Annotated in this window: 22 protein-coding genes and 1 tRNA gene; 15 read left to right on the forward strand and 8 right to left on the reverse strand. The window is 63.8% G+C overall.

Translation table 11 applies throughout. From position 1 onward, the window contains the following. The first annotated feature begins 131 nt into the window (after nt 1–131). The 11 genes from Q0094_RS06930 to Q0094_RS06980 all read left to right on the forward strand — a co-directional run bounded on the left by Q0094_RS06930 (nt 132) and on the right by Q0094_RS06980 (nt 13,280). Entirely contained in the window at nt 132–1,064 is a 933-nt protein-coding gene (locus tag Q0094_RS06930) for a hydrogen peroxide-inducible genes activator (protein ID WP_297616858.1), read from the forward strand. A 45-nt stretch (nt 1,065–1,109) separates the two neighbouring features. Then, a complete protein-coding gene (locus Q0094_RS06935; RefSeq protein ID WP_297616862.1) occupies nt 1,110–1,820 on the forward strand; it encodes an Ldh family oxidoreductase in 711 nt (236 codons plus the stop codon). Further along, nucleotides 1,820–2,818: a LysR family transcriptional regulator gene (locus Q0094_RS06940; RefSeq protein WP_297616865.1), complete on the forward strand. Its 999-nt coding sequence runs from the start codon at nt 1,820–1,822 to the stop codon at nt 2,816–2,818. The genes Q0094_RS06935 and Q0094_RS06940 overlap by 1 nt, the downstream gene beginning before the upstream one ends. A gap of 404 nt (nt 2,819–3,222) precedes the next feature. Continuing rightward, complete coding sequence (acs, locus tag Q0094_RS06945) at nt 3,223–5,166, forward strand: acetate--CoA ligase (protein WP_297616869.1); 1,944 nt, start codon at nt 3,223–3,225, stop codon at nt 5,164–5,166. Nucleotides 5,167–5,174: 8 nt separating this feature from the next. Beyond that, on the forward strand, nt 5,175–5,864 hold the full coding sequence (locus Q0094_RS06950) for an adenylate kinase (RefSeq protein WP_297616872.1): 690 nt from the start codon (nt 5,175–5,177) through the stop codon (nt 5,862–5,864). A 97-nt stretch (nt 5,865–5,961) separates the two neighbouring features. Further along, entirely contained in the window at nt 5,962–6,216 is a 255-nt protein-coding gene (locus tag Q0094_RS06955) for a DUF4212 domain-containing protein (RefSeq protein ID WP_297616875.1), read from the forward strand. Nucleotides 6,217–6,231: 15 nt separating this feature from the next. Beyond that, entirely contained in the window at nt 6,232–8,001 is a 1,770-nt protein-coding gene (locus tag Q0094_RS06960) for a sodium:solute symporter family protein (RefSeq protein WP_297616877.1), read from the forward strand. A 105-nt stretch (nt 8,002–8,106) separates the two neighbouring features. Beyond that, a complete protein-coding gene (locus Q0094_RS06965) occupies nt 8,107–9,921 on the forward strand; it encodes a DUF294 nucleotidyltransferase-like domain-containing protein (protein WP_297616880.1) in 1,815 nt (604 codons plus the stop codon). Between the two features lie 15 nt (nt 9,922–9,936). Continuing rightward, nucleotides 9,937–10,470 carry a hypothetical protein gene (locus Q0094_RS06970; RefSeq protein WP_297616883.1) on the forward strand — a complete coding sequence of 178 codons (534 nt, stop codon included), beginning with the start codon at nt 9,937–9,939 and terminating at the stop codon, nt 10,468–10,470. Between the two features lie 67 nt (nt 10,471–10,537). Further along, nucleotides 10,538–12,544, forward strand: coding sequence for an exonuclease domain-containing protein (locus tag Q0094_RS06975; protein WP_297616885.1), 2,007 nt, complete (start codon nt 10,538–10,540; stop codon nt 12,542–12,544). A 49-nt stretch (nt 12,545–12,593) separates the two neighbouring features. Then, nucleotides 12,594–13,280: a GntR family transcriptional regulator gene (locus tag Q0094_RS06980; RefSeq protein ID WP_297616889.1), complete on the forward strand. Its 687-nt coding sequence runs from the start codon at nt 12,594–12,596 to the stop codon at nt 13,278–13,280. A 56-nt stretch (nt 13,281–13,336) separates the two neighbouring features. Here the strand turns inward: Q0094_RS06980 and Q0094_RS06985 are convergent, their stop codons facing one another. Both Q0094_RS06985 and Q0094_RS06990 read right to left on the reverse strand, forming a co-directional pair. Then, on the reverse strand, nt 13,337–14,785 hold the full coding sequence (locus tag Q0094_RS06985) for an NAD-dependent succinate-semialdehyde dehydrogenase (protein ID WP_297616892.1): 1,449 nt from the start codon (nt 14,783–14,785) through the stop codon (nt 13,337–13,339). Further along, nucleotides 14,782–15,774 carry a glyceraldehyde 3-phosphate dehydrogenase NAD-binding domain-containing protein gene (locus Q0094_RS06990; protein WP_297616895.1) on the reverse strand — a complete coding sequence of 331 codons (993 nt, stop codon included), beginning with the start codon at nt 15,772–15,774 and terminating at the stop codon, nt 14,782–14,784. The genes Q0094_RS06985 and Q0094_RS06990 overlap by 4 nt, the downstream gene beginning before the upstream one ends. Before the next feature lie 117 nt (nt 15,775–15,891). On the opposite strand from Q0094_RS06990, the gene Q0094_RS06995 reads away from it, so the two are divergent. Continuing rightward, the gene (locus tag Q0094_RS06995; RefSeq protein ID WP_297616898.1) at nt 15,892–18,138 is read left to right on the forward strand and encodes a molybdopterin-dependent oxidoreductase; all 2,247 of its coding nucleotides are present in this window, start codon (nt 15,892–15,894) and stop codon (nt 18,136–18,138) included. Nucleotides 18,139–18,233: 95 nt separating this feature from the next. Here Q0094_RS06995 and Q0094_RS07000 read toward each other — a convergent pair whose 3' ends face one another. Continuing rightward, a complete protein-coding gene (locus Q0094_RS07000) occupies nt 18,234–19,160 on the reverse strand; it encodes an aminotransferase class IV (protein ID WP_297616919.1) in 927 nt (308 codons plus the stop codon). Nucleotides 19,161–19,435: 275 nt separating this feature from the next. On the opposite strand from Q0094_RS07000, the gene chrA reads away from it, so the two are divergent. Then, the gene (gene chrA / locus Q0094_RS07005; protein WP_297616901.1) at nt 19,436–20,653 is read left to right on the forward strand and encodes a chromate efflux transporter; all 1,218 of its coding nucleotides are present in this window, start codon (nt 19,436–19,438) and stop codon (nt 20,651–20,653) included. A gap of 372 nt (nt 20,654–21,025) precedes the next feature. Beyond that, complete coding sequence (locus Q0094_RS07010) at nt 21,026–21,472, forward strand: hypothetical protein (RefSeq protein WP_297616904.1); 447 nt, start codon at nt 21,026–21,028, stop codon at nt 21,470–21,472. A gap of 146 nt (nt 21,473–21,618) precedes the next feature. Here Q0094_RS07010 and Q0094_RS07015 read toward each other — a convergent pair whose 3' ends face one another. From Q0094_RS07015 to Q0094_RS07025, 3 genes are all read right to left on the reverse strand, one after another. After that, entirely contained in the window at nt 21,619–21,885 is a 267-nt protein-coding gene (locus Q0094_RS07015) for a tripartite tricarboxylate transporter permease (protein ID WP_297616922.1), read from the reverse strand. A 206-nt stretch (nt 21,886–22,091) separates the two neighbouring features. Beyond that, complete coding sequence (locus Q0094_RS07020) at nt 22,092–22,346, reverse strand: hypothetical protein (protein ID WP_297616906.1); 255 nt, start codon at nt 22,344–22,346, stop codon at nt 22,092–22,094. Nucleotides 22,347–22,478: 132 nt separating this feature from the next. Then, nucleotides 22,479–22,555, reverse strand: a tRNA-Met gene (locus tag Q0094_RS07025). Nucleotides 22,556–22,626: 71 nt separating this feature from the next. Between Q0094_RS07025 and Q0094_RS07030 the strand changes: the two genes are divergently transcribed. Next, nucleotides 22,627–23,277: an NAD(P)H-dependent oxidoreductase gene (locus tag Q0094_RS07030; RefSeq protein WP_297616909.1), complete on the forward strand. Its 651-nt coding sequence runs from the start codon at nt 22,627–22,629 to the stop codon at nt 23,275–23,277. Between the two features lie 35 nt (nt 23,278–23,312). Here the strand turns inward: Q0094_RS07030 and Q0094_RS07035 are convergent, their stop codons facing one another. Together Q0094_RS07035 and Q0094_RS07040 are read right to left on the reverse strand one after the other, a co-directional pair. Then, nucleotides 23,313–23,936, reverse strand: a complete 624-nt coding sequence (locus tag Q0094_RS07035) for a 2-dehydro-3-deoxy-6-phosphogalactonate aldolase (RefSeq protein WP_297616912.1) — start codon at nt 23,934–23,936, stop codon at nt 23,313–23,315. Further along, on the reverse strand, nt 23,937–24,761 hold an 825-nt coding region (locus tag Q0094_RS07040; RefSeq protein WP_297616915.1), incomplete at its 5' end, for a 2-dehydro-3-deoxygalactonokinase.

The raw sequence follows: 24,761 nt of genomic DNA on the forward strand, positions 1-24,761 counted from the left end.
ACGGTTCGCGCGTGCCCACGTTCCATTTCACCAATTTCTTGGTGATCAACAATTAGAACGGAGTATGCATAGGAAAAAGAGAGAAGCTCGTTGCTTTTCGATTGGAAAAACCTATGAACGGTTGCATGGTCATGTCCGTTCCGCCCATCACGCTCCGCCAGATGCGCTACCTCATCGCGCTGGAGGAAACACAACACTTCCGCGAAGCGGCGGAAAGCTGTGGTATTTCACAGCCTTCGCTGTCGGTTCAGATCAAGACGCTGGAAGACACCTTGGGTCTGATCTTGGTCGAACGGGGTCGCGGCCCCGTGCGATTGACACTGGCCGGGCGCGAGGTCGCACGGCGGGCGCGCGAAATCCTTGATGCCTCGCAAGGCATTCTCGATCTGTCGGTGACGCTGAAATCGGGGCTGGGCGGCACCATCCGACTGGGCACTTCGGCCACGCTTGGCCCATATCTGATGCCCCATGTCGTTGGCGATCTGCGCGCCAGCCATCCGGATCTGCGGCTCTATATCCGCGAAGCCACGCCGCGCGATCTGTTGCGCGAATTGCATGATGGGGTACATGATCTGATCCTGACGCAATTGCCGGTATCAGGGGCGACCTTGTCGCATGCGCGGCTGTTTCGCGAACCACTGGCCGTGGCGCTGCCGATCGGCCATCCGCTGACCGAACGCGACACGCTCGACAATGACGATCTGACAGGCAAGACCATCTTGTCGCTGTCGCCCGCCTATGCGCTTTACGACATGATTTCGGCGGTCTGTGTCGAAACGGGCGCCCACATGTCGCGTGAATACGAAGGCACATCGCTTGATGCGCTGCGTCAGATGGTGGCGATGAACATGGGCCTGACGTTTTTGCCGGCGCTTTATGTCGAAAGCGAGATCCAGGGCCGCGCCCGCGACGTGCTGGTGCGCCCGTTCCGCGGCCGCAGATTTGCGCGCTCGATCGGGCTGGTGTGGCGATCCTCGTCTGGTGCGGGCCCCGCCTATGAGCGACTGGCGGCCGCAATCCGGGGAACGGCACGAAGATTTCCCCAGCTTGTCATGGAAGCATGATGCTGCGGCATTGACGACTGGAGGGGCGGGGGCAAAACTGTGGCCATGACCGAGTTCCTCAGCCTTGCCGATCTGCGTGCGTTTGCGCGCGATTGTTTGACCCGCGCCAATGCGCCCAGGCGCGTTGCCAATGCCGTTGCAGCCGAAATCGCCGCCGCCGAAGCGGCCGGTGAACGGCAGCATGGCATGGAGGCCTTGCTGCGCGACATCCGCCTGATGCGCTATGGCCGCCTTGATGCGGCCGCACAGGCCGAGATGTCGCAACCGCGCGCGGGCTTCGTGCGGCTTGATGCGCGGCATGGCTTTGCCGCCGCCGCGCTTTCTGGGGCGATGACGGTGTTTGCGGAACTGACCCGAACGCAAGGGATCGCGCTTTTGCGGCTCGATCATGCCAGCGATCCGGGTGGCATGATCCGCGCCACCGCGGCTTTGGCCGAACGCGGACTTGCGGCGCTGGCCTTTGGCCCCGAGGGGCCGGGGCGGCTGGCGCATCCCGATCTGGCCGCGCCCGCGGCGCTGCATCATCCGCCGCGCGCGGCGCTGCGGCTTTTGTTGCCCGATATCGGTCTGGGACAACCCGCCGACAGCCCACTGGGTGAGATGGTCGGACATGTCGCGTGGTTGGTGGGACTTGATGCCGAATTGGCGGGCGACAGCTTTGCCACAGCCGAAATCTGGGACATTGCCATCCCACCCGCGACCGCCGCCTCGATCGCCTGCTCGGCCGAGTTGCTTGAACAGATCGTGACCGCATGATGGGTGATTTCTTGCTCAAGGGTCTGACGCTGCGGGGTCTTGAGGTCTTTGAGACCCTTGCCCATACCGGGTCGGTCGCCACCACCGCCGATCGCCTGGGCATGAGCGCACCGGCTGTTTCGCAACAATTGCGCAATCTCAGTCTGGCGCTTGGGGTGGACTTGATCGACCATTCCCGCCGCCCCATGGTTCTGACGCCGGCAGGGCGGTTGTTCTTGCCGCGGGCCCAGGCGGCGCTGTCGGCCCTGCGCGCGGGGCAGCGCGGGTTGAGCATGCTTGATCTGTCCGAGCTTTCGGCGCTGTCGCTGGGCGTGATCGAGGATTTCGAGAACGAGGTGACGCCGCATCTGGCCACCGATCTGGCCGAGGCCATGACGCAATGCGCCTTTCGTCTTGTCACGGGCGCCAGCCATGCGCTGCATGCCCAGATCGCGCGGCGCGAATTGGACATCGCCATTTGCGCCGCAGGCAGCCCCGACCCATCGGGCACGCTGACCCATCCGCTGATCGACGATCCCTATGTTCTGGCCGTACCCAAGGGCACGGATGTGTCGGGCGGGCTGAACGCCCTTGGCGGGCTGACCTTTTTGCGGCGCGACCCCGATCAGGTCATGGGGCAGCAGATCGATCGCTACATCACCACCGCGGGGCTGCACCTGCCGCATCGGTTCCAGATGGATTCCAACCAATCCATCAGCGCGCTGGTGGCGGGCGGCACCGGCTGGACCATCACAACGCCGCTCAGCCTGATCCGCGCGGGCCGTTTCGCAAGCGCCATCGATGCCCACCCCCTGCCCGGGCCAGCGATGGCGCGGCGCATCGTGCTTTATGCGACCGGGGATTGGACCGGGCCCATCCCCGACCGCATCGCCGAGCGCGCACGCGAATTGATCGAGGATCATTTCGCAGCACCCGCGCGCGCACGGATGCCATGGCTTGGCGATCAGTTTCGGCCACATCCGGGGCCAAGCGATGCACAATTCCAGGCTGAAAATTGATAATTAATTTACAATTGCTGCACTGCACTGAGAAAATAGTTTACATAAAAGCGTAGCGTCCACAGACAGATGTTCTGAAATTTCTGCCAAGCTGTCATGATCCCGCCATATTTCGTTCCACACGCAAGACGTGCGCGACGAATGTTGCGGGCCCCGGGTCCGCGCGCAGGTGGTCGGAGGAGGGTCGCACAGACCTGACCGATGCGCGCAGCCCGGACATGGATCGCAGGTTAGGGGAGGCTGACCGTGTTTTGCTTGGTCCCATATCCATGGGATCGCCGGAATGGAGGAGTATCGCATCCTCTGTTCGATTTTGGAGTTCCGCGAACAGGTTCGTACCGGTTCTGCCCGTCGCGCATCTGATCCAGCGCTTGCCAGCGCCCAACCTCGAGGGAGATACCACCTTGGCCACATCCACGAAATCCGGTCCCGATCTTTTGCCCGGCGCGCATGTCGATGCCGCCAAGTATGATGCGATGTATGCCGCATCAATCGCCGACCCCGAGGCTTTCTGGGGCGAGCATGGCAAGCGCATCGACTGGATGAAGCCCTACACCAAGGTCAAGAACACGTCATTCGCGGCCGATGACCTGCACATTCGCTGGTATGAGGACGGCACGCTGAACGTGGCCGCCAATTGCATCGACCGCCATCTGGCCACACGCGGCGATCAGACCGCGATCTTGTTTGAACCCGATGAGCCGACCGATCCGGCGCAGCATATCACCTATACCGAACTGGCTGCCCATGTCGGGCGCTTTGCCAATGTGCTGAAGGGTCTTGGCGTCAAAAAGGGCGACCGCGTCATCATCTACATGCCGATGATCCCCGAAGCCGCCTATGCGATGCTGGCCTGTGCGCGGATCGGTGCCATTCATTCCATCGTCTTTGCCGGGTTTTCACCCGATGCGCTGTCGGCGCGGATCAATGGCTGCGATGCCAAGCTGGTGATCACCTCGGATGGCGCGCCGCGCGGGGGCCGGGTGACGGATTTGAAGGACAACGTCAACAAGGCGCTTTTGCATTGCGCCGATGACGTGCATTGCCTTGTGGTCAAGCGCACCGGGCAACAGGTGGCCTGGGTCGAAGGGCGCGATCACTGGTATCACGATCTGGCCGCCACGGCCGCACCCGAATGCCCGGCCGAGGAAATGAGCGCAGAGGATCCGCTGTTCATCCTCTATACCTCGGGTTCGACGGGCCAGCCCAAGGGCGTTGTCCACACCACCGGCGGCTATCTGGTCTATGCGGCGATGACCCATGAGATCACCTTTGATTACAAGGATGGCGACATCTTCTGGTGTACGGCGGATGTGGGCTGGGTCACGGGCCACAGCTATATCGTCTATGGGCCGCTGGCCAATGGCGCGACAACCCTGATGTTCGAAGGCGTGCCGACCTATCCCGATGCCGGCCGGTTCTGGGCGGTGTGCGAAAAGCACAAGGTCAACCAGTTCTACACCGCCCCCACCGCCATCCGCGCGCTGATTGGCAAGGGGCCGGATTATGTCAACAAATACGATCTTTCCAGCCTGAAGCTTTTGGGATCGGTGGGCGAACCGATCAATCCCGAAGCGTGGAACTGGTACAATGAGCATGTCGGAAAGGGCCGTTGCCCGATCGTCGACACCTGGTGGCAGACCGAGACCGGCGGCCACATGATGACACCCTTGCCGGGGGCCCATGCGCTGAAACCCGGCGCGGCGCAAAAACCGTTCTTCGGGGTCAAGCCCTTGGTGCTGGATGCCGCAAGCGGCGCGATCATCGACGGCAATGGCGTGGAGGGCGTGCTGGTGCTGGCCGACAGTTGGCCTGGACAGATGCGCACCGTCTGGGGCGACCATGATCGCTTCATCAAGACCTATTTCAGCGACTACAAAGGCTACTATTTCACTGGCGACGGTTGCCGTCGCGACGAAGACGGCGATTACTGGATCACCGGCCGCGTCGATGACGTGATCAACGTGTCGGGTCACCGCATGGGCACGGCCGAGATCGAAAGCGCGCTGGTCGCCCATGAAACCGTGTCCGAGGCCGCCGTGGTGGGCTATCCGCATCCGATCAAGGGCCAGGGCATTTATTGCTACGTCACCCTGATGGCCGATGAAACGCCCACGGACGACTTGAAAAAGACCCTCGCCGATTGGGTCAGAAACGAGATCGGACCGATCGCCAAGCCCGATGTGATCCAATGGGCGCCGGGTCTGCCCAAGACGCGGTCGGGCAAGATCATGCGGCGCATCCTGCGCAAGATCGCCGAGAATGATTTCGGAAGCCTTGGCGACACCTCGACGCTGGCCGATCCCTCGGTGGTGGATGACCTCATCGCCAACCGTACAAAGGCATGAGTGGACCGATGACCGCCACCGCCATCAAGACGCGCCCCGTGAACCTGATCCTGCTCGGGCCTCCGGGCGCGGGCAAGGGCACGCAGGCGCGGATGCTGCAAGACCGCTTCGGGCTTGTGCAATTGTCCACGGGCGATCTGTTGCGCGGCGCGGTGGCTGCGGGCACCCAGGCCGGTCTGGCCGCCAAGGCGGTGATGGCGCGGGGCGAATTGGTATCGGATGCCATCGTGCTGGCGGTGCTCAAGGATCGTCTGGACCAGCCCGATGTGGGGACCGGCACCATCCTTGACGGCTTTCCACGCACCGCCGTGCAGGCGCAGGCGCTGGATGATCTTCTGGCCCGGCGCGACCAGAGGATCGACGCCGTCATCAGCCTTGCGGTTGATGATGCCGCCATGGTGGCGCGGGTGTCGGGCCGCTACACCTGTGGCGGCTGTGGCGAAGGCTATCACGACCAGTTCAAGCAGCCCAAGATCGCGGGGCGCTGCGACAAATGCGGGTCCGACAAGATGACCCGGCGCGCCGATGACAACGCCGAGACCGTCAGCACCCGTCTGGTCGCCTATCACGCGCAAACCGCACCGCTGATCGATTATTACCGCGCCCGCTCCGTTCTGACCGAAGTGCCCGCCATGGGCGACATCGGTGAGATCGCGGGCGCGCTTGACGCCATCGTGAGCAAGCTCGCGACGTCATGAGAGAATTCGGCGCCGTCCCATCCGAAAGGCGGATGGCGTTGGACAAGACCGGCCGGGTCAGAATGGCCCGACCGGCGAAACTCGAAGGGAGTATGGAATGGCCGAAAACAATAATGCGTATTGGTCAGCGAACATCCGCCTTGTCACCATCTGTCTGGTGATCTGGGCTTTGTGTTCGTATGGCTTCGCAATTCTGCTTCGCCCGATGCTGTCTGGCATCGCGGTGGGCGGCACGGATCTGGGCTTCTGGTTTGCCCAGCAGGGATCGATCCTCGTGTTTCTTGCTCTGATCTTCTTCTACGCATGGCGTATGAACAAGCTCGACAAGGAATACGGCGTCGACGAGCAGTGAGGGACGGACGGAAACATGGATCAGTTTACCCTTAATCTGCTGGTGGTGGGCGCGTCTTTCGCGCTTTACATCGGCATCGCGATCTGGGCCCGCGCGGGCACCACTTCGGAATTCTATGCTGCTGGCCGGGGTGTGAACCCGGTCATCAACGGCATGGCCACTGCGGCTGACTGGATGTCGGCGGCCTCGTTCATCTCGATGGCGGGTCTGATCGCCTTCGTGGGCTACAACAACTCGAGCTTCCTGATGGGCTGGACCGGCGGCTACGTGCTGATGGCGATGCTCTTGGCACCCTACCTGCGCAAGTTCGGCAAATACACCGTGCCGGAATTCGTGGGGGACCGCTATTATTCCACAAGCGCACGCGTCGTGGCGGTGATCTGTCTTCTGGTGATCTCGATCACCTATGTGATCGGTCAGATGACCGGCGCAGGCGTGGCCTTCTCGCGCTTTCTCGAAGTGACGTCGACCCAAGGCCTGTTGATCGCCTCGACCGTGGTGTTCGTCTACGCCGTTCTGGGCGGCATGAAGGGCATCACCTATACGCAGGTGGCGCAATACATCGTGCTGATCGTCGCCTACACGATCCCCGCGGTCTTCATCTCGCTGCAACTGACCGGCAACCCGATCCCGGGTCTGGGTCTGTTCTCGACCATGCCCTCGACCGGTGAGCCGCTTCTGGTCACGCTGAACGGTCTTTTGACCGATCTTGGCTTCAACCAGTACACCGCCGGCCGCACCCCGTGGCTGATGGCGCTGTTCACGCTGTCGCTGATGATCGGCACCGCCGGTCTGCCGCATGTGATCATCCGCTTCTTCACCGTTCCCAAGGTGTCTGACGCGCGTTGGTCGGCTGGCTGGGCACTGGTGTTCATCGCGCTTTTGTACCTGACGGCACCCGCCGTGGGCGCAATGGCCCGTCTGAACATCATGACCACCATGTGGCCCAATGGCGTCGAAGGCGAACCCGTCGCGCAGGCTGATCTGCCGAACTGGTTCCAGACCTGGTCGGCAACCGGCCTTCTGGGCGTCGAAGACAAGAACGGCGACGGTCTGATCCAGTACTACAACGAAAACAGCCCCGCGATGCAGGAAATGGCTGCAGCCCGTGGATGGGCCGGCAACGAGCTGGTCCGCTTCAACCAGGACATTCTCGTTCTGGCGAACCCGGAAATCGCACAGCTTCCGGGCTGGGTGATCGCTCTGATCGCGGCGGGTGGTCTTGCGGCCGCTTTGTCGACGGCAGCGGGTCTGCTGCTGGCCATTTCCTCGGCCATCAGCCACGACCTCGTGAAATCGGTGTTCAACCCGAACATCTCGGAAAAGGCTGAACTGCTCTGGGCGCGTGTGTCGATGGCCTTTGCCATCGCGCTGGCGACCTGGCTCGGGATCAACCCGCCCGGCTTTGCGGCACAGGTGGTGGCACTGGCCTTTGGTCTTGCCGCGGCAACCCTGTTCCCGACGCTGATGATGGGTATCTTCTCCAAGCGCATGAACGCGCCTGGGGCGACCTGGGGGATGATCGCCGGTCTCGTCGTGACCTGCGCCTATCTCTTTGCCTATCTGGGTGTGTTCTTCATCCCCGGCACCAACATGCTGGACAACACCGCAGCCAACCACCTGTTCGGCATCCCGCCGACGCATTTCGGCCCGATCGGTGCAGCAATCAACTTTGCTGTCGCCTATGCCGTGTCGAGCGTCACTGCGGCACCGCCGAAACACATCCAGGATCTGGTCGAATCGGTCCGTATTCCGCGCGGTGCCGGTGCGGCTCTGGCCAAGTGATGGTCTGACCATAGGGCGGGGCCTGCGACCAAGCGGGCCCTGTTCAACACAGCGGCGCATCCCGGCAGATCGGGGTGCGCCTTTTTCGCCGGGGGAGCCATTGCGATGACCACCGACATCCGAACCATCCTCGCCACGACCCATCCCTATGATATCTTGCCCGAGGATCTGCGCGCCGGCTTGGCAGCCGAGATCGACGTCTACGACATCGCGGCGGGTCAGGTTGTGTATGCCAAGGGTGAGGTGCTGACCCATCTCTATCTGATCGTGTCGGGCCGCATCGACATCACCGACCAGAACGGCGAGATCCTGTCGATCCTTGGGCCGCGCAATTCCTTTGGCGAGCGGGGTTTGATGAAGGATGGGCGCGGCGCGGTCACCGCGACCGCCACCGAGGCCAGCCAGCTTCTGGCGATTCCGGCGGTGGTGTTTCACCGGCTGGTCAAGGATCATCCGCGCGTCTTGCGGTTTTTCGACCGCACAAGGCCCGCGGCCGCGCGTCGGCAGGACATCACCACCATGGCGCTGTCCGATCTGATGACGCCCGCGCCGCTCACCTGCCACCCCGACACACCCTTGATCGAGGCCGCGCGCCGGATGCGGGACCGGGGCGTATCGTGCATCATCGCCGCCGATGGCGACCAGGTGCGCGGCATCCTGACGACGGGTGACATCACATCGCGCGCCATGGCCGAAGGGCGCGCCCCCGAAACCCCGGTCCATGCGGTGATGACCCCCGATCCGCTCAGCCTGCCCCCAACCGCGCTGGTGGCCGATGTGCTGCATGCCATGGTCGAGCGCGGCATCACCCATATGCCCGTCGTCGAAGCGGGGCGACTGGTGGGCATCCTGACGCAAACCGACCTGACCCGGTTTCAGGCCACATCCTCGGCCGCGCTGATCCGCGAGATCGCCAAGGCCCCCGACAGCGCCACGCTGGCGGGCATCGTGCGGCGCATCCCCGAGCTTCTGGTGCAACTGGTCAGCGCACAAAACCCCCATCAGACCGTGACGCGGCTGATCACCGATATCGGCGATGCCACCACCCGCCGTCTGCTGGCATTGGCCGAGGCACGGCTCGGCCCCCCGCCTGTGCCCTATCTGTGGCTGGCCTGTGGCAGCCAGGGGCGACAGGAACAGACCGGCATCAGCGATCAGGACAATTGCCTGATGCTCGACGATGCCGTGACGCCCGCCGATGACACCTATTTCGCAGCACTGGCCAAATTCGTGTCCGATGGGCTGGATGAAGCCGGCTATTTCTATTGCCCCGGCGACATGATGGCCACCAACGTCAAGTGGCGCCAACCCCTGCGGGTCTGGCGCGACTATTTCCGCCGCTGGATCGCCACCCCCAACCCCGAAGCGCAAATGCTGGCCAGCGTCATGTTCGACCTGCGCCCGATCGGCGGCCATGAGGCGCTTTTTGCCCATCTTCAGGAAGAAACGCTGGCCGCGGCCGCCAAGAATTCGATCTTCGTGGCGCATATGATGTCAAACTCGCTCAAGCATCAGCCGCCGCTGGGGCTGTTTCGCGGCTTCGCCACGGTGCGGTCGGGCGAACACAAGAACACCATCGATCTCAAGCATAATGGCGTGGTCCCGGTGGTCGATCTGGGGCGCATCTATGCGCTGACCGGCCAATTGCGCATGGCCAACACCCGCGCCCGGATCACCGCCGCCATCGAGGTGGGCGCGGTATCGGGCTCGGGCGGGCGCGATCTGCTGGATGCCTATGACATGATCGCCGAAACCCGCCTGATCCATCAGGCCGCACAAATCCGTCACGGGGAAAAACCCGACAACTTCATGGCACCCGCCGATCTGAGCGATTTCGAGCGCAGCCACCTGCGCGACGCTTTCGTGGTGGTCAAGACCATGCAGAATGCCGCAAGCTCGGGCCGCGGCTATCTCAGCTGAAAGGTGTGGAAAAGCATGTTCTGGACCCTCGTTACCGTCATCATCGCGGGCTTTGCCGGCGCGGGCATCGGCCTTGCGCTGCGGCATCTGTCGCGCAAGCGGTTGCCCCAGGGGGTCGTGCCCGTTTCTGTTGGCCTGTGCATGATCCTTGCCACGATTGGTCAGGAATATGGCTGGTACAACGGCGTGCGCACGACCATGCCCGCCGATCTGGTCATCATTTCGACCCGTGAACAGCAAAGCTGGTATCAGCCCTGGACCTTTGTGCAGCCATGGGTGCGGGGCTTCATCGGCTATTCACCGGCCGAAACGGTGGAAACCGCCGAGGGCTCGGGCCTGTTGGCGGTGCAATTGCGCCTGCAGGAACGCTGGCAGCCTCAGATGGTGCGCCCCGCTTTGGTCGATTGTGCCAACAACCGCTGGACCGATCTGACCGCCAGCATGGTGTTCACTGAAACCGGCCACCCGCTGGAGGCCATCTGGCGCGAGGATCAGACCGATGACCCGATCCTGCGCGCTGTCTGCGGAGGGGAGACCGCAGCCAACTGAAGCCCACCGGGCGCCGCGCGGACCGCCCGAGGCCAAAGGACAGGGGCAACAAGGAGGGCCCCGACCCATGCTGACCCGATTGTCCCTGCGTCTGCGCATTTTCTTGTTTTTTGCCCTGCTTGCGCTTGGCGGATCAAGCTTGGTCATCGCCGGGCTGATCATCGGCTATATCCGGCTGGGCGAAGCCCATGCGCTCAGCGCCTTTGTGATCGCGGGGCTGGTCGCGGTCTTTGCCATCGGCGGGCTGACGACGTGGATCTGGGTCTTGTTCGACGAACATGTCGCCCGCCCGGTCGAACGGCTGTCCGCTGATCTGCGCGCGCGGGCCCATTCCGATGTCGATCAAGGCATCGATCCTGCGATTGGCCGCTATCTGGGCGATCTGGCGCCCGCCGCCGATGCAGTGGCCGCCAATCTGACCGCAACCCGCAACGCGATGGCCATGGCCGTGGGCCGCGAAACCGCGCGTCTGCGTTCCGAAAAAACCCGGCTCGAGGCGCTTTTGGCGGAAATTCCGGATGGGGTGCTGTTTTGCACACCCACCCACGGCATCGCGCTTTACAACAGCCAGTGCCGCGAAATCCTGGGCAACGCCGAGGCGCTGGGGCTGGGGCGGCCGGTGGCGGGGCTGCTCAAGATGGGGCCGATCCGGCAAGCCTATGGCCGGCTTGTGGAACGGGCGACCGATGAGGGCAGCGATATTCTGGTCACCACCCGCGAGGGCGCACGCCTGCTTGAGGCGCGCCTGCGGCTCTTGCGGCTTGAGGGGCAGGAAACCGAAGACCCCGGCTATGTGCTGACGCTGCGCGATGTGACCGCCGGTCTCAGGGTTCACGCCGAACGTGCGCATCTGCTCAACCGGCTTGTGGCCGGGGTGACCAGCCTGCTTGGTGATCTGCCCGAAGGCGATGCAAAGACCGCGCTTGCCGCGCTCACACAGGAAACGGCAGCGCGCAAAAGCGCCACCGACACCCAATGGTGGCCGATGGAGGCGCTGGGGGCCAGCGATCTGGGCGCTGCCTTGGGCGCGCGGCTGGACCGCAAGGGCGTGGTGCTGACCCCCGATCTGGACCAGACCCGCTTGCGCTGTGACGGGTTCGCCATCACCCGCATGCTGGAACGCCTTGCCCTGTGCTGGGCCGAGATCGGGGCCACCAGCCTGCGCCTGACACTGGCGTCGCAAACCTCCGATGCGGCAATCCTGAGCCTTGAGGCGCAAGGCGACGCGCCCGCCGCCGACCGGCTCGATCAATGGCTGGCCACGCCGCTGTCGCCCGGCGTGTCGGGGTTCAGCGGGGCGGATGTGCTGCTCAGCCATGGCACGCATGTCACCACCGAACCCGCCGGGCCGGGCCGCCATGCGCTGCGCCTGTCGCTGCCCCTGGCCGAACCGCGCCCGGTCGGGCCCAGCCGCGTGGTGATGTATGATTTCGAGCTTTTGAACGCCGCAATCCCCGAAAATCTTGCCGCCGCACCGCTCAAATCCCTGAGTTATGTGATCTTTGACACCGAAACGACGGGCCTTAATCCCGCACAAGACGAGATGTGCCAGATCGCGGCCCTGCGCCTTGTGAACGGCAAGATCTTGCACAGCGAACGCTTTGACATGCTCGTGAATCCCGGGCGCCACATCCCCGCCGCGGCCAGCGCCGTGCATCACATCACCAACGACATGGTGGCGGGTGCGCCCCCTGTCACCGAAGCCTTGGCGCGGTTTCACGCCTTTGCCGCGGGCGCGGTGCTGGTCGCCCATAACGCGCCCTTCGACATGAGCTTTCTGCGCCGCCGCGAAGCCGCGATCGGCGCGCGCTTCGACCAACCGATTCTCGACACGGTGCTGTGTTCGGCCATCCTGTATGGCCAATCGGCCGAACATACGCTTGATGCGCTGTGCGCGCGGCTGCACATCCGCATCCCTGACGCGGCCCGCCACACCGCCATCGGTGACGCCATCGCCACAGCCGAGGCGTTTCGCAAGATGATCCCGATGCTGGAAGCGGCAGAGCTGCCCAATCTTGGGGCAGTGATCAAGGCCTTCGACCGCCACAGCCGCCTGATCGAGCATCTGAATTGACGGGCAAGACGATGGCGGGCACATCTCGCCCAAAAGGAGGGTGACAACCATGGCGCGAGTACCGCTCTACAAGACCGCCGAGACGGAAATGATCCGCCGCATCACATCGGGCGAATGGTCCGTGGGGCTCAGGCTGCCCAATGAATTCGAGCTGGCCGATGCCTTCGGCGTCAGTCAGGGCACCATGCGCCGGGCCCTGATCACATTGGAAAACATGGGTCTTTTGCACCGCAAACCGGGCCGCGGCACCGAGGTCTGCGCCGCAACGCCAGCCCCCTCCACGGCCGCCCTGCCCGGCGCGGGGCTGCATGATGCCTCGGGTCTGGCGCCGGTATTCGAGGTCTACCGCACCCACAGCACCACCCGCAGCGCCGACAGCACCGAATTGGCCCTTTTTGGCACGCCGCGCCTTGCCAGTCTGGAGCGTCTGTTGCGCCGCAATGGCGTGCGCGTCGCACTTGAGGATGTGGCGATCCCCGAGGCGGTGATCCCCGCGCTTGACGAAGATGCCAACCCCGATCTGGCCCGCCTGCTGCAAGATGCCGGGCTGGCTTTTGCCCGGATCGACGACCATGTGACCGCCGCCGTCACCACGATGAGCCAATCGGTGGCCCTCGCCTGTGACCGGCACACCGCGCTGTTGGTGCTGACACGCACCGCGCGCGACGCGACTGGCACGGCCATCGCGCGCCAGCGCCTGCGATTGGTCGCGGACGATCTGGTCTATGGGCCCTGACCCAAGGGTCAAGCCCGGACCGCCCTTCAAGGACGAAGGCCGCGGCTTATCTCAGATCAGATGCCGTCGATGCAGACATATTTGGTATCGAGATAATCCTCGAGCCCCTGACTGCCGCCTTCCTTGCCAAGCCCGCTTTCCTTGACCCCGCCAAACGGCGCCTCGACGGTGGTGATCAGCCCGGAATTGATGCCGATCATGCCGTATTGCAGCCGCTCGTTGAGCCGAAAGGCGCGGCCCAGATCGCGGGTATAGACATAGGATGCCAGACCGAACACCGTGTCATTGGCCATGGCCACGGCGTCATCCTCGGTGTCGAAGCGGAACACGGGCGCCAGCGGGCCAAAGATTTCCTCTTGCGCAAAGGCCATGTCCTGTGTCGCCCCGGTCAACACGGTCGGCTGGAAGAACGTGCCGCCAAGCTGGTGGCGCGATCCGCCCAAGACCACGCTGGCACCCTTGGCCTTGGCATCATCGAGAAATTCCTCGACCTTGGCGACAGCGGCCGCATCGATCAGCGGGCCTTGTGCCACCCCCGCCTCGCGGCCGTCGCCCACTTTCAGCGCGCGGGTCTTTTCCACCAGCCTGGCCACAAAGGCGTCATGCACGCCTGCCTGCACATAGATGCGGTTGGCGCAGACACAGGTCTGGCCGGAATTGCGGTATTTCGAGACAATCGCCCCTTCGGCGGCGGCATCCAGATCGGCATCGTCAAAGACGATGAAGGGCGCGTTGCCGCCCAATTCCATCGAGACCTTCTTGACCGTATCCGCCGACTGGCGGATCAATTCCTTGCCCACTTCGGTCGAGCCGGTAAAGGTGACCTTGCGCACCTCGGGCCGCGCCATCATCGCGCCCGCAATGGCGCGGGCGGATCCCGTGACGATGTTGACCACGCCGGGGGCATACCCGACCTCATGGGCCAGCGCCGCCCATGCCAGACCGCTGTAGGGCGTGGCCGTGGCGGGCTTGGCCACGATGGGACAGCCCACCGCCAAGGCCGGCGCCACCTTGCGCGCCAGCATCGAGGACGGGAAATTCCAGGGCGTGATCATCCCCACCACACCGACGGGATGTTTGGTCACAAGAATGCGGCGGCCCTTGACGCCCGCAGGCACGATTTCGCCCTTGGCACGGCGGGCTTCTTCGGCAAACCAGCGCACATATTGCGCGCCGATGGCGATCTCGCCCCGGGCTTCGGCCAGCGGCTTGCCCATCTCGATGGTCAGCAATTCCGCCAGCGCCGCCTGATTGTCCATCAAGGCGTCGTGCAGCTTCCACAAAAGACCCACACGGGTCATCAGATCCATCGCCGCAAAGGCGGGAAAGGCGGCAGCGGCGGCATCGATGGCGCGATGTGTTTCGGCCGCACCACTGCCTGGCACGGTGCCGATGACCTCACCCGTCGCGGGGTTGGTCACGTCGATCGTCTGGCCCGTATCGGCCGCAATCCACGCGCCGCCCACATAATTCGCCTGACGCTGCCATTTTTGCCAATCGCTCATCGCATCGCTCCCATCTTGCGGGCCAGATCGAGCATACGGCACGAAAAGCCCCATTCATTGTCATACCAGCCAAAGACACGCAGCATGCCGCCCTTGGCGCGTTTGATTTCCGGCCCCTGCAAGATCACCGATTCCGGTCGCGCCCGCAGATCGCTTGACACCAGCGTCTGGTCGGTAAAGCCGATGATCGGGCCTGCATGATCGCGAAAGAAATCCTGTGCTTGCGCGGCGCTGGGCCTGTCGCGCGTGATCACGGCCAGATCAACGCAAGACACCGACGCCACCGGCACGCGAACGGCCGATCCGGTGATGCGCCCCGCCAGATGCGGCAGAACCAGATCGACCAATGTGGCGGCACTTGTCGTTGTGGGCACCATGCTGAGCGCTGCGGCGCGCGAACGCGCGAAATCCTCGCCCATGGGTTGATCCACCGTGGGCTGGCTGCCGGTGTAGCAATGCACCGTGGTCAACAGCGCGCTTTCCAGCCCCCATTGCGCATCGATCAGCGCCGCCAGTGGTGCCACCGCATTGGTGGTGCAAGATGCGTTTGACACGATCCGGTGCGCCGCTGTCAGCACCGCGTCATTGGCGCCCAGAACGATGGTCATATCCGCTTGCGGTGACGGTCCCGACACCAGCACCCGCCCCGCCCCCGCCGCAATGCCCGCTTCGGCAAAGCTGCGCTTGCGCGCAAGCCCGGTGCATTCCATCACCACATCGATGCCCGACAGATCGAGGCGGGCAAGATCGGCCACCTGGGTAAAGGGAAAGACACGCGACCCCACGCGCAAGACGCCATCGCCCGCCGTCACCGGCTCGGGCCATGGGCCAAAGACACTGTCGTATTGGAACAGATAGGCACAGGTTCCCAGCGGCGCGATGTCATTCAGCGCCACGATCTCGATCTCGGGCCAGCCGCCCTTGAGCCAAGCCCGCAAGACCGACCGCCCGATGCGTCCGAACCCGTTGATCGCCACCTTGATGGTCATGCTGGCCTCCCGCTTCTGGCGCCAGTGATGCCGCCCCCGGCCCGGCTGTGCAAGGCCCCCCATTCCCCCGCCACCGGCCACACGCTAGGATGGCACGAGCAAGCAGAGGGCAGGATCATGGATGACAACACCCGGCACAGGCGCGTCACCTCAAGCCATTGGGGCGCATTCGAGGTTGAAACCGACGGCACGCGGATCATCGCGACCTATCCCTTTGCGCCCGATCCGGCCCCGCCAGCGATCCCGGCGATCTTGCCTGCCGCGGTGCATCACGCCAGCCGGGTGGCGCGGCCCGCGATCCGGCGGGCCTGGCTTGCCAGCCGCGACCGGACCGGGCGGGGCGATGGCGATTACGTGATGCCGCCCTGGGATGAGGCGCTCGATATCGCGGCCGGGGAAATCGACCGCATCCGCAAGACCCATGGCAACGGGTCCATCTATGGCGGCTCTTACGGCTGGGCCTCGGCAGGGCGGTTCCACCACGCGCAAGGGCAGGTGCATCGCTTTCTCAACTGTATCGGCGGCTATGTGGCAAGTTTTGGCAGCTATTCCACGGGCTGCGCGCAATCGATCATGCCGCATGTGTTCGGCGAGAATTTCCTGACGCTGACCTACGAGGTGCAAGACAGCTACGCCACCATCGCGCAGCACACCGAAACGCTGGTCATGTTCGGCGGCATCAACCCCAAGAATTCCATGGTTTCCATGGGCGGTATCACCGAACACCAGACCGCCGGATGGTTCGACCGCTTCGCCGCCAAGGGGATGACGCGCATCACCATCGGCCCGCAACGCGGCGATGCCCCCCACGGCTGTGACTGGCTGCCCTGTCGCCCCGGATCGGATACCGCATTGATGCTGGCGCTGGCCCATGTGCTGGAGACCGAAGGGCTGGCCGATCACACGTTTCTGGATCGCTACACCGTGGGGTATGACCGCTTCCGCCCCTATCTGATGGGGCAAGGCGATGGCACACCCAAGACCCCGGAATGGGCGGCGCCCTTGACGGGCGTGGCAGCCGACACGATCCGCCAACTGGCCCGCCGCATGGCGGCAACCCGCACGCTGATCACGCTGGCATGGTCGCTGCAACGCGCCGAACATGGCGAACAGCCCTACTGGATGTCGGCGGTTCTGGCCGCGATGCTGGGCCAGATCGGCCTGCCGGGTGGCGGGGTCGGCTATGGCTATGGCGCCATCGGCGGCATCGGCAAGGATTTCAAACCCATCGGCGGCATGACCCTGCCGCAAGGCACGAACCCCGTGACCGATGTGATCCCGGTGGCCCGCGTGGCCGACATGCTGCTCAACCCCGGTGCGCCTTACGATTTCAACGGCGACCGCCGGACCTATCCCGACATCCGGCTGGTCTATTGGGCAGGCGGCAACCCGTTCCACCATCATCAGGATCTCAACCGCCTGCATCAGGCATGGACACGGCCCGAAACCATCATCGTGAACGAGCCATGGTGGACCGCGACCGCCCAGCGCGCCGACATCGTCTTTCCCGCCACCACGCCCTATGAGCGCGAAGATATCGGGCGCAGCCCGCTTGACGAGTACCTGTTTCACATGCCGCAGCTGATCGCCCCGGTGGGTCAGGCGCGCGATGATTACGCGATCTTCACCGGTCTGGCCGAACGACTGGGCGTGGGTGCGGCCTTTACCGAAGGGCGCGATGCGGGCCAATGGATCGCCCATCTCTACGATGGGCTGCACGCGCGCGGCGTGGCGGCGGGTGTGGCGGTGCCAGATCTGGACGACCTGCGCACGATGAATTGGGTCAAGCTGGATCTGGCGACCGATGAACAACCCAAGCCCGTGTTGCGCCGGTTCCGCGCCGACCCGGAGGGTGCGCCACTCAAGACACCATCAGGCCGGATCGAGATCTTTTCAAAGACGATCGACAGCTTTGGCTACGATGACTGCCCCGGCCATCCGGTCTGGCTGCCGCCGGTCGAATGGCAAGGCGCGGCGACAGCTGCGGCACCGCTCCATCTTGTCTCGCCACAGCCGGGCGACAAGTTGCATTCGCAACTGGAGGCGGCGCTGGCGGATCTGGAAGGCACGCGGCCCGAAACCATTCTTATACATGAAACGGACGCCGCCGCACGCGGCATCGCCACAGGGGATCTGGTGCGTGTTTTCAACGCCCGTGGCGCGGTGCAGGCGCGGGCGCGGGTCAGCGACGATATCGTGCATGGGGTCGTGGCGCTTCCCACCGGGGCATGGCTCAGCGCGCCGGGGGGGAACATGGATACCAATGGCAATCCCAATGTCTTGACCCGCGATGTGGGCACCTCGCGCCTTGGCCAAGGCACCAGCGCGCATTCCGCGCTGGTCGAAATCGAACGGATGGGTTGAAGGGGGCGCAAAACCCGGGTTTTGCGCGCGGGAAATCCCTGGATTTCCCACCGGGAAAACTTGCGTTTTCCCGCGCGTTTTCCGCAAGGAAAACGCTACCCCCGCGACGCTACATAGTCAGCCACCGCCTGCTTGTAGAGCGTCTGGATGCGCGCCGTCACGGGGCGTGACCCGCAGCCCACCGGCTTGCCGTCGATCGAGGCCACCGGCGTTTGCGCCCCGAAGGTGCCGGTCAGAAACGCCTCTTCGGCCCCATGCACCTCGTAGAGCGAAAAATTCTTTTCGAAAACCGGGATCCCGCCGGCCCGGCACAGGTCGATCACCTTGGCGCGTGTCACCCCGTTCATGCAGTAATCCCCCGTCGAGGTCCAAACCTCGCCCCGGCGCACGATAAAGAAATTGCACGCATTGGTCGTGTTCACAAAGCCATGCGGGTCCAGCATCAAGGCCTCATCCGCGCCGGCCTGTTCCGCTTGAAGACAGGCCAGCACGCAATTGAGTTTGGAATGGGAATTGTATTTCGCATCCTGACTCATCGGCAGGCCGCGCACTTGGGGGACGGTGGCCAGCCGGATGCCTGCGCCCTGCAGGCGGTCCACGGGCCGCGAATGTTCCATGATGATCACCAGCGTGGGGCCCGACCGCGACAGGGACGGGTGCTGGAACGGCCGCACCTTGACGCCACGCGTCAGCATGAGGCGGCAATGCACATCGGTTTGCATCCCGTTGGCTTTGCGCGTGCGCTCCATCGCCGCCATGATGCCATCGCGGTCCATGCCCACCTCAAGGCTCACGGCTTTGCAGCTGTCGAAAAAGCGGTCCATGTGGTCTTCGAAAAAGGCCCAGACACCATCGTAAAGGCGCATGCCTTCCCACATGCCGTCACCCAGCAGAAAGCCGCTGTCATAGACCGAGACCTTTGCCTCATCGCGGGGCAGCAATGCACCGTTCACATAGATCAAGATGTCGCGGTTGCGCGGGTCTTCGAGCGCGTCGTGAGTGGTGGCGTGATCGGTCTGCATGGGTGATCGTGATCCCTTGGCTTTGTCCATGCTGTCGTGCCTGTGTGCGGGGCTTGGGTCAAGACAGGTGGGCTTGCCCAACGCCCGGCCGAGCGACAAGGCATCACGCACAGGGCGCCGGTGACGGGGGCCAGGATGTCACAACCCGGATCGATCCAGGGTCAGGCACCCGCAAAACCCGCGCGCATTGTTGTGCCGCGCTGGCCTGCGTTACAAAACTGATGCGAAGGGGCGCCAAACAGCCTCGTACCATTCAGAGCGACAGGATCACCGACATGGACCAACAGCCCGCCAGCGACCCCACCCGCAAGGCCCACGCAGCCGAGGTGTTCGGCGCCTTCTTGAAGCTGGGGCTGACATCCTTTGGCGGCCCCATCGCGCATCTGGGCTATTTCCGCACGGAATTCGTGGCACGCCGGGGCTGGCTCAGCGATGCCGATTACGCTGATCTGGTCGCGTTGTGCCAGTTTCTGCCGGGCCCCGCGTCCAGTCAGGTGGGGTTTGCGCTGGGGCTGATGCGGGGCGGCTGGCGGGGGGGGCTGGCGGCCTTTCTGGCCTTTACGCTGCCCTCCGCGCTGATCTTGATTGCATTTGCCCTTGCGCTGCCGATGTTGACAGGCCCGATTGCCCTTGGGGTGGTACAAGGTCTCAAGATCGTGGCGGTGGCCATTGTGGCGCAGGCGGTCTGGGGCATGGCCCAAAGCCTGTGCCCGGACCGCACGCGCGCCGCGATTGCGGTGGGGTCGGTTGCGTGGCTGGCTTTTGTGCCCGGGGTTTGGGGCATGCTGGGGGCCATCGGCTTGGGCGCGGCCGCCGGGGCCGTGCTGCTTCGGCCCATGGCTGGGACCGCCACGGGTTCTGCGCCGAACATGCCGGTCACCCATCGTCAGGCGCGCGTGGCGCTCATGGCCTTTGGGGCGCTTTTGCTGGCGTTGCCTGTGCTGGCGCATCTGGCACCGATGGTCGCGATGATCGATGCGTTTTTCCGTGCCGGTGCCTTGGTCTTTGGCGGCGGGCATGTCGTGCTGCCGCTGCTGGAAGCAGAAACCGTGGCGCGTGGCTGGGTGACACCCGATGCCTTTCTGGCAGGCTATGGCGCGGCACAGGCCGTTCCGGGGCCCTTGTTCACGTTCGCCGCCTATCTTGGTGCGGTTCAGACCCCGACACCCCATGGCGTGCTTGGCGCGGGGGTGGCATTGCTGGCCGTGTTTGCGCCGGGCTTTCTGATCCTGATCGCGGTCTTGCCGCATTGGTATCGACTGCGCGCCTTGCCCGCGGCACAGGCGGTGATGCGCGGCGCGAATGCCGCGGTGGTGGGCGTTCTTGGCGCGGCACTTTATGCGCCTGTGTTTTCGGGCGCGATTACGGATCTCCGGGCATTGGCACTGGCATTGGCCTGTCTTGTGGCCTTGATGCTGTGGAAGACCCCCCCTTGGGTGGTCGTGGTGATCGCGGGGCTGGCTGGGGCTGGATTGGCGCTGATCGCCAGATAGCCCACCGGGCGCTCTTTGGCTGGCGGCCCAGAGGATATATCTTTTGATGATATTTGTTCTCAAAAGTTCATGGCACGTGTTTGCGATTGAAAAACGGCCTTTGCAAATCGACACTCGTGATCATAGCCTGCGGCAAGCCATCAAGATACGCGCTTCGGTCACGCCCAAGCAAAGGGCGGATGGCCGCGCAGCCTGCGATGGGCGGCCTGTTGATGACCGTGATCGCAGATGAGGGCGACACAACCCGCCGACCGCTTGCGGTCGGTGGCTGACAGCAGGGATCATGGGCCACCCAACCGGGCGGCGGCGTAAACGGGGGACAAGATGAACTGGGATAACTTCGTCAAAAGCGGCTTGCACGCTGCATTCTTTATGACCGCTCTGCTTTTGGGTGGCGCAGCGCAAGCCTGCCCGGATTGGGACCTGAAGGCGAACGAACAGCACAGCGGCACGGGTGAGTTCTTCTATCAGCCAAAATCCTATAGCGTGATTGCGGGCGGGAGCTTTGAGCTGACGAAATGTGGCCATATTCAACCTGCCACGGATGTCGGATCGGGCTATTTCACGGATCGACCAGATTTCCGGTTCGATATCTCGGGTATGAAATCCTATGAACTGCATATCCGCGTCACCAGCGAATGCGATGCCGCCCTGTTGATCAACACCGCGACGGCCACTTGGTATTATGATGACGATGCCAACGGCAATCTCGATCCCCTGATCGTTCTGACCGATCCGGCCGATGGCTTGATCGATATTTGGGTCGGCACCTATGATGGCGAATATTGCAACGCGGTGCTGGAGCTGGAAACCTTTTGAACCGGCTGCAATGACACGGCGCGTGACACATCACAGCCAGACTTGATCGACCCGCGCCGGATCGGCCCGGGTCGATCTCTTCACCACGCCTTGTCAGCTTGGGCATGGGCGCGGGCGCCGTATCAGCTTGATCGCCGGCAAAGCGATCAAGACCAGCGCCACGATCGTGATCGGACCCGCGACCGGACGGGTGAAAAAGATCGACGGATCGCCCGGTGACAACGACAGCGGGCGCGTGTCCGTGCAAGGGTGGTACAGGGCATGCGCAGCATCCGGACAAAGACCGGAATGATCGTCGGGTTGATCAGCAAGGCCGCCTGTTTCAACAGATAGAATGACCCGAGCAGACCCCGGATGAATTCGATTTCCTCGACAAACAGACGCGGACCGGGAACCAGCCCCCAGATCACCATGCCACCCAGCAAGATCGCCGGAGTGGGCGAACCGTAGGATCACACAGACCCTCGTCGATTTGCGCTTTTCGCGGCAAGATCGGTCTTGCGCAAGGTTCAGGCCGTTGCTGTCGCACTGCAAACGACCCCACCTTTGCTGTTGGATGTGTTGCGCGAGTTCTTGACCCACATGTTTCGCGGTCGGGCCTTGATCGCTGCCTGCGTCGTCATGGCGTGGGCAACAGACAAGCGGCATGGTCAAGTTCAATGGCCGGATCGAGGATGTCCTGCAAAGCCATCGGTTCCAGGCCAGCGAGGACCTTGAGCAGACCATCCCAAGCTATGTCACGCTCTACAATGAGCAGCTTTTGCAGCCAGCATTGACGGCAAGGACGCCGTTGCAGGCGATGACGGACCGGCACAAACTCAGGACCGAACTGTTCAGGAAACAGCCATACGACCTCACGGGATGTGACACCCATCTTAACACTGCGTCCACCGCAGCGAATCTGCCCAAAAGCGCACCCCAGAGCAGCCAGAATACCATGATAAACTTCTGGAGGGCAGAAATTGGGCCAACCAAAACCACATGATGTATATTTTATTGGGAAATCTGGTAGCGGAGGAGGGACTCGAACCCCCGACACGCGGATTATGATTCCGCTGCTCTAACCAACTGAGCTACTCCGCCACAAGCGGGCTGGAGGTATGACAAGCGCTCCGCCCCGTCAACTGCAAAAACCGCACCCCGCGTCTGGATGGATGATGACACGACAAAACCAGACCGCAGGTCACGCCACGATCGCCCCCAACCACCGGCGGGCATTGGTGATCTATTGCCATCCACGACAAGACAGCATGACAGCCGCCGTTCGCGACACCGTTCTGGACCGGCTTCGTGCCATCGGGGCCGAGCTGCGGTTGCGCGATCTCTACGCCGAAGGCTTTGACCCCGTGCTGGGGGCCGATGCGCATGCGGATTATGGCGATGTGCCCGGCAATCGGGCCCGGGTGGCCGACCATGTGGCCGATCTTTTGTGGTGCGATACGCTGATCCTTGTCTATCCGACATGGTGGTATGGGCTGCCCGCGATGCTCAAGGGATGGATGGACCGGGTTCTGTTGCCCGGCGTGGCCTTTACACTTCCCACGGTCGGGGGCGGCGCCATCCGTCCCGGCCTGACACAGATCGGGCGGCTTGGCGTTTTTACCACCTGTGGCGCAAGCTGGTGGCTGACACAGATGATCGGCGCGCCGGGACAGCGCACGCTGCTGCGCGGGTTGCGGTCGCTGTGCGCGCGGCGGTGCCGGCATGTCTTTGCAGCCCACTACCAGATGGATCGTTCGACCACCGCGAGCCGCGCGCGGCATCTGGCACGGGTCGCCACAAGGATGGATCGGCTGATGCGCTGACCCCAAGGCACGGCTTTTGCGCCCGCCACGATGGGCTAGACCGCCATGCCCCTGGTGGCGTCATCCCAGACGGCCACGACCTGTGCGGCGTTGCGCGCAACATCGGTGGCCGACAGACCCGGCCGATAGAGCGCACCCCCAAGGCCAAACCCATCGGCCCCGGCGGCAAGCCAATCGGCAAACTGCGCGGGCGCAATGCCGCCCACCATGTAAAGCTGTGCATCGCGCGGCAGCACCGGGCGCAAAATCCTGACCCCTTCGGGGCCCATCTGAAAGGCCGGGAAAATCTTGAGCCCATCCGCCCCTGCCTTGAGCGCGGCAAAGCATTCGCTGGGCGTCAAGACACCGGGCACACTGACCAACGCGCGGCGGCGGGTTTCAGCCACCACGTCGGGGTCGAAATTGGGCGATACGATCAGCCGACCGCCCGCCCCGGCCACGGCGCGCACCTGATCCACGGCAAGGACAGTTCCCGCGCCGATCAACGCCGCATCGCCCAGATCGCGGGCCATTATGGCGATGCTGTCCAGCGCGCCGGGTGTGTTCAGCGGCACCTCAATCCGCACGATGCCCGCCGCGAACAAGGCACGACCGATGGGTCGCGCCTCGTCTGGGGTCATGCCGCGCAAGATGGCAATAAGCTTGCGGCCATGGTTCATTCAGGGTTTTCCTCCAGCCTTGATCTGGGTGGTCCGGATACGGGCAAGCCCGGCAAGGGCCAAGCGGGTTCCATCGATCACCCGCGCTCTTACCCCTTGCTGGGAAAGGGCGCGCGCATAAAGTTCGGTCAAGACAGGGGTGCCCGCCACCACCACATCCTGCCCCAGCCAATAGGGGCGCGTGGCGGCAAGCTCGGCCCCGATCAGGGCCCCCGACAGACGGGCGCGCGACACAGGGTTCACGGTGCCGTTCAACACGGCATCAGCGCGGATCGCAAACAACCGCTGCGCCAAGCGCCTCGGGTCGGTCAAGCTGTCGGCCAGCGCGGCATCAAAGGCGGCGGTGTCAAGGGCCGTGCCATCGACCACAGGGCGCAAGCTTGCCTGCCCGGCCAACAGACCAAAGATCTCACCCGTCATGCAGGTCTGAAAGCTGATGATTTCCTCGGCGCTGATCTGCAGCCATCTGGTCTGTGCGCCAGGCAGGCAGACGACCCCGTCAAAACCCGGCAAGCGCGCCAAAAGCCCGGCAACCCGGGTTTCTTCACCCGCCGTCAGATCGGGCGGCTGTGTCTGTGACAGACCCGGCACAAGCGCAAGCGCCAGACGACAGTCGCTTTGGATTGGGGCCGGTTGCGGGCAGAGCGCGGCCAGTTTGACCGGAACCGACAGATAGGGGGCGCCATCCGTTCCACCGCACAGGCCGCAGGCAAGCACCGGTGTTGGCACCGTCCCCCCCAGCCAATCCCCGATCAGATCGGTCAGCATGGCGCGGCCCACAGCCGGTGCGATGGGGCGCATGGCTTCGGCAAGGATTGTGCCATC

It is taken from the genome of uncultured Roseicyclus sp., from assembly GCF_937892565.1.
In the GTDB taxonomy this organism is placed as follows: domain Bacteria; phylum Pseudomonadota; class Alphaproteobacteria; order Rhodobacterales; family Rhodobacteraceae; genus Roseicyclus.

Bases quoted from the DNA above. Each gene is read 5' to 3' on its own strand.
- Q0094_RS06930 (WP_297616858.1), top strand. From the start codon at position 132: ATGTCCGTTCCGCCCATCACGCTCCGCCAGATGCGCTACCTCATCGCG.
- Q0094_RS06935 (WP_297616862.1), top strand. From the start codon at position 1,110: ATGACCGAGTTCCTCAGCCTTGCCGATCTGCGTGCGTTTGCGCGCGAT.
- Q0094_RS06940 (WP_297616865.1), top strand. From the start codon at position 1,820: ATGGGTGATTTCTTGCTCAAGGGTCTGACGCTGCGGGGTCTTGAGGTC.
- Q0094_RS06950 (WP_297616872.1), top strand. From the start codon at position 5,175: ATGACCGCCACCGCCATCAAGACGCGCCCCGTGAACCTGATCCTGCTC.
- Q0094_RS06955 (WP_297616875.1), top strand. From the start codon at position 5,962: ATGGCCGAAAACAATAATGCGTATTGGTCAGCGAACATCCGCCTTGTC.
- Q0094_RS06960 (WP_297616877.1), top strand. From the start codon at position 6,232: ATGGATCAGTTTACCCTTAATCTGCTGGTGGTGGGCGCGTCTTTCGCG.
- Q0094_RS06965 (WP_297616880.1), top strand. From the start codon at position 8,107: ATGACCACCGACATCCGAACCATCCTCGCCACGACCCATCCCTATGAT.
- Q0094_RS06970 (WP_297616883.1), top strand. From the start codon at position 9,937: ATGTTCTGGACCCTCGTTACCGTCATCATCGCGGGCTTTGCCGGCGCG.
- Q0094_RS06975 (WP_297616885.1), top strand. From the start codon at position 10,538: ATGCTGACCCGATTGTCCCTGCGTCTGCGCATTTTCTTGTTTTTTGCC.
- Q0094_RS06980 (WP_297616889.1), top strand. From the start codon at position 12,594: ATGGCGCGAGTACCGCTCTACAAGACCGCCGAGACGGAAATGATCCGC.
- Q0094_RS06985 (WP_297616892.1), bottom strand. From the start codon at position 14,785: ATGAGCGATTGGCAAAAATGGCAGCGTCAGGCGAATTATGTGGGCGGC.
- Q0094_RS06990 (WP_297616895.1), bottom strand. From the start codon at position 15,774: ATGACCATCAAGGTGGCGATCAACGGGTTCGGACGCATCGGGCGGTCG.
- Q0094_RS06995 (WP_297616898.1), top strand. From the start codon at position 15,892: ATGGATGACAACACCCGGCACAGGCGCGTCACCTCAAGCCATTGGGGC.
- Q0094_RS07000 (WP_297616919.1), bottom strand. From the start codon at position 19,160: ATGCAGACCGATCACGCCACCACTCACGACGCGCTCGAAGACCCGCGC.
- chrA (WP_297616901.1), top strand. From the start codon at position 19,436: ATGGACCAACAGCCCGCCAGCGACCCCACCCGCAAGGCCCACGCAGCC.
- Q0094_RS07010 (WP_297616904.1), top strand. From the start codon at position 21,026: ATGACCGCTCTGCTTTTGGGTGGCGCAGCGCAAGCCTGCCCGGATTGG.
- Q0094_RS07015 (WP_297616922.1), bottom strand. From the start codon at position 21,885: ATGGTGATCTGGGGGCTGGTTCCCGGTCCGCGTCTGTTTGTCGAGGAA.
- Q0094_RS07020 (WP_297616906.1), bottom strand. From the start codon at position 22,346: ATGGGTGTCACATCCCGTGAGGTCGTATGGCTGTTTCCTGAACAGTTC.
- Q0094_RS07030 (WP_297616909.1), top strand. From the start codon at position 22,627: ATGATGACACGACAAAACCAGACCGCAGGTCACGCCACGATCGCCCCC.
- Q0094_RS07035 (WP_297616912.1), bottom strand. From the start codon at position 23,936: ATGAACCATGGCCGCAAGCTTATTGCCATCTTGCGCGGCATGACCCCA.